The sequence below is a fragment of the Yinghuangia sp. YIM S09857 genome (genome assembly GCF_051388915.1).
Taxonomy (GTDB): Bacteria; Actinomycetota; Actinomycetes; order Streptomycetales; family Streptomycetaceae; genus Yinghuangia.
Window position 1 is genome coordinate 171,820 of the sequence record NZ_JBPKBH010000007.1, and the last position, 2,954, is coordinate 174,773.

A 2,954-nucleotide genomic window follows, 5' to 3' on the forward strand; every position below is an offset into this window, starting at 1 on the left:
CCGGAGCGCGCTCCGCGCTCCGCGCCGGGGCCGCCGCCGGTGCTGTGGTCCGTCATCGTGCGGGCGTCCTCGTCCCGAGGGTGGCCATCGTGTCCTCACTGGTGGCGTCCGCCGCGGATGCGGGGACGGTTGGGACGGGCAGGCGGGTGCCGGGGCTCCGGTACCCGCTGCGGCGTGCTTCAGATCCTGGGGTGCCTGTCGGGGCGTCTCGCGGGGTGCCCGTCGGAGCGTCTCCCGGTGCGTCTCACAAGGGCTCCGAGGCGGCGTCTCGTGTCGCGTCCCGTCACGTCGTGGTGCCTCATGCGGCGTCCGCGGGGGGCGCGCCCGTCAGGCGCTCCCAGAGCGCGCGGAGCTGCGGTTCCAGCGCCTCGATCGGGCCGTCGTTGTCGATGACGACGTCGGCGATCGCCAGCCGGTCGGCGCGGGAGGCCTGGGCCGCCATGCGGTTGCGGGCGTCCTGCTCGGTCATGCCGCGCAGCCGCACCAGGCGGTCCAACTGCGTCTCGGGGGACGCGTCGACGACCACGACCAGGTCGTACAGCTTCTCCAGGCGGTTCTCGGCGAGCAGCGGCACGTCGTTGACCAGCACCGCGTCCTCGGCCGCCGCGGCGCGCAGCTCGTCCGCGCGGGCGCCCACGAGCGGGTGCACGATCGCGTTGAGCGCCGCGAGGCGGTCCTTGTCGGCGAACACCAGCGAGCCGAGTCTCGGCCGGTCGAGGGTGCCGTCGGCGGCGAGGATGTCCGCGCCGAACTCGGCGACCAGCGCGGCCAGTCCCGGCGTGCCGGGCTCGACCACCTCGCGCGCGATCAGATCGGAGTCGACGACCACGGCGCCGTACGCCGCGAGCCGCCGCGACACCTCGCTCTTGCCCGAGCCGATGCCGCCGGTAAGCCCCACGTTGACCATGACAGGTCAGCGTAATGCGCCGGTGGCGCGCGCTTCCCCCGGGTCACCGGGAACGCGTTCCCCATTCCGGAGGATTCGGCGGCCGTCCCGCAACCGAACACGGGTCACACGCGTATCCATGGCGACATGCCGAAGTCGTCGCGGCAAACGGATTCCGGCTTTTGCGGTTGTAGCTTCGAAGATCATCAGATCTTCGGTGATTACTCCCGATTGCCCGGTTCCGCCGCCGCCGGCTCCTCGGCACCGCGGTGCGCCCTGTCCCCGCCGCCGCGACCACGCCTGCCGACCGAGGAGTCCATGCCCCGCATCCGCGCCGCGGCGCTGTCCATCGCCCTGCTCCTCACCGCCGTGGCGGCCTGCGACTCGGGCGGCGGGCCGTCCGGTGGCCGGCCGACCGGCTCGGCCGCGTCCCCCGACCCGAACACCGCGGAACGCGTCATCCCGCCCGGGAGCATGCCGGCGGACCGCGTCAAACCCGCGTCGACGCCGTGTGCGCGCGTACCGTGGCCGAACGGGTGGGTCGCCGCGGAGAACAAACGTGCCGGAACGGGCGATTGGCGCGTCCCGGAACGCTGGGGTGCGGAGCTGATGGGCTACCTCGACACCGACAGCGTGGCGTGCGGCGAGACCGTGAAGCTGCGGCTCACGGGGCCGGGGCCGGCGCGGGTGACGGCGTACCGCATGGGCTGGTACGGCGGGACGGGCGGCCGCGAGGTGTGGTCGTCGGGCGAGGTCGCGAGCACCGCGCGCCCGAAGCCGGCCGCCGCGGCGCCGACCTACACCGTGGAGGCGAACTGGCCGGCGTCGTTGCAGTTCACCGTGGACGAGAAGTGGCCGCCGGGCTACTACACGCTGGTGCTGCGCAACCGGTCGGGGAGCGCGTACGGCATGCAGCTCACGGTGCGGCACGAGGCGGGGCGCGCGCCGCTGCTGTTCCAGGCGGCGAATCTGACCGCGCAGGCGTACAACACCTATGGCGGGTACGGGCTCTACAGCGGGCCCCGCGACACCTCCGGCGCGCGGTCGGACCGCGCGCGGGTGGCCAGCTTTGAACGGCCGTACACCGGCAGCGGATACCTCGTGCCGTACTGGTACGACGTGCCGATGGTGCAGGCCATCGAGCGCACCGGCATCGACGTCGATTACGCCACCGACATCGACATCGACCGGCGGCCCTCGCAACTGCTGCGCCACAAGGGCCTGATCATCGGCGGGCACAACGAGTACTGGACGCGCCGCATGTACGACGGGGTCGAGGCGGCCCGGGACAGCGGCGTCAACATCGCCTTCTTCGGCGCGAACACCGTCTACTGGCACACGCGCCTCGAATCCTCGGCGGCGGGCTCCGACCGCCGGATCGCCGTCTACCGCAAGGCCGCCGAGGACCCGCTGGCCGCGGCAGACCCCTCGCAGGCCACCGTCACGTGGCGCGAAGCGCCCCTCAACCGCGGCGAACACAGCCTCGTCGGCGCCACCTGGGGCGGCCTCGGCGTCGTCGGCTCCTTCCGGGTCCTGGACGCCGGCTCGTGGATCTTCGCGGGCACCGGCGTGCACGACGGCCAAGTCCTCGCGAACTCCCTCGGCGGCGAGTACGACATGGCCCTCCCCGACGACCCGGCGACTCCCCCCAACCTCTCCGTCATCGCCGCGGCCCCCCTCCGCATCGGCCCGCGCGCCACGATGGGCACCATCACGTACTACACCGCCCCCTCCGGGGCCGGCGTCTTCTCGGCGGGCACCACCTACTGGCCCTGCCAACTACGCGGCGCCTGCCACGAAATGCCCGTCGACCCCACCAGCCGAGCCGTCCTCGAACGCATGACCCACAACATCCTCACGGCCTTCGCCCAGGCCCCCGCCGCCCCCGACTACCCGTCCCTCCCCCGCCCCCACCCCTCCCCCGAAAACCTCGTAGCCACCGCCACCCGCCCGGAGGACGTGGGAGTGCGCCCGTAGGGAGGGTCTTCAAAGTCGCGTCGGACAACCCGCGATCGGATTCGCCCCGGGGCTTGCTGTCCCCGCGCAAACGGCGTGGGGGGGGGGGAGC

2 protein-coding genes are annotated in these 2,954 nt (G+C 73.2%); one reads left to right on the forward strand and one right to left on the reverse strand.

Annotated elements, in window-relative coordinates; translation table 11 throughout:
- Positions 1-298 precede the first annotated feature (298 nt).
- A complete protein-coding gene (coaE, locus tag ACRX5S_RS17060) occupies positions 299-907 on the reverse strand; it encodes a dephospho-CoA kinase (protein ID WP_436773788.1) in 609 nt (202 codons plus the stop codon).
- A gap of 297 nt (positions 908-1,204) precedes the next feature.
- On the opposite strand from coaE, the gene ACRX5S_RS17065 reads away from it, so the two are divergent.
- Positions 1,205-2,863 carry a N,N-dimethylformamidase beta subunit family domain-containing protein gene (locus tag ACRX5S_RS17065; protein WP_436773789.1) on the forward strand — a complete coding sequence of 553 codons (1,659 nt, stop codon included), beginning with the start codon at positions 1,205-1,207 and terminating at the stop codon, positions 2,861-2,863.
- Positions 2,864-2,954: the final 91 nt, after the last annotated feature.

Excerpts from the sequence above, each read along its gene's own strand:
- coaE (WP_436773788.1), bottom strand. The coding sequence starts at position 907 with ATGGTCAACGTGGGGCTTACCGGCGGCATCGGCTCGGGCAAGAGCGAG.
- ACRX5S_RS17065 (WP_436773789.1), top strand. The coding sequence starts at position 1,205 with ATGCCCCGCATCCGCGCCGCGGCGCTGTCCATCGCCCTGCTCCTCACC.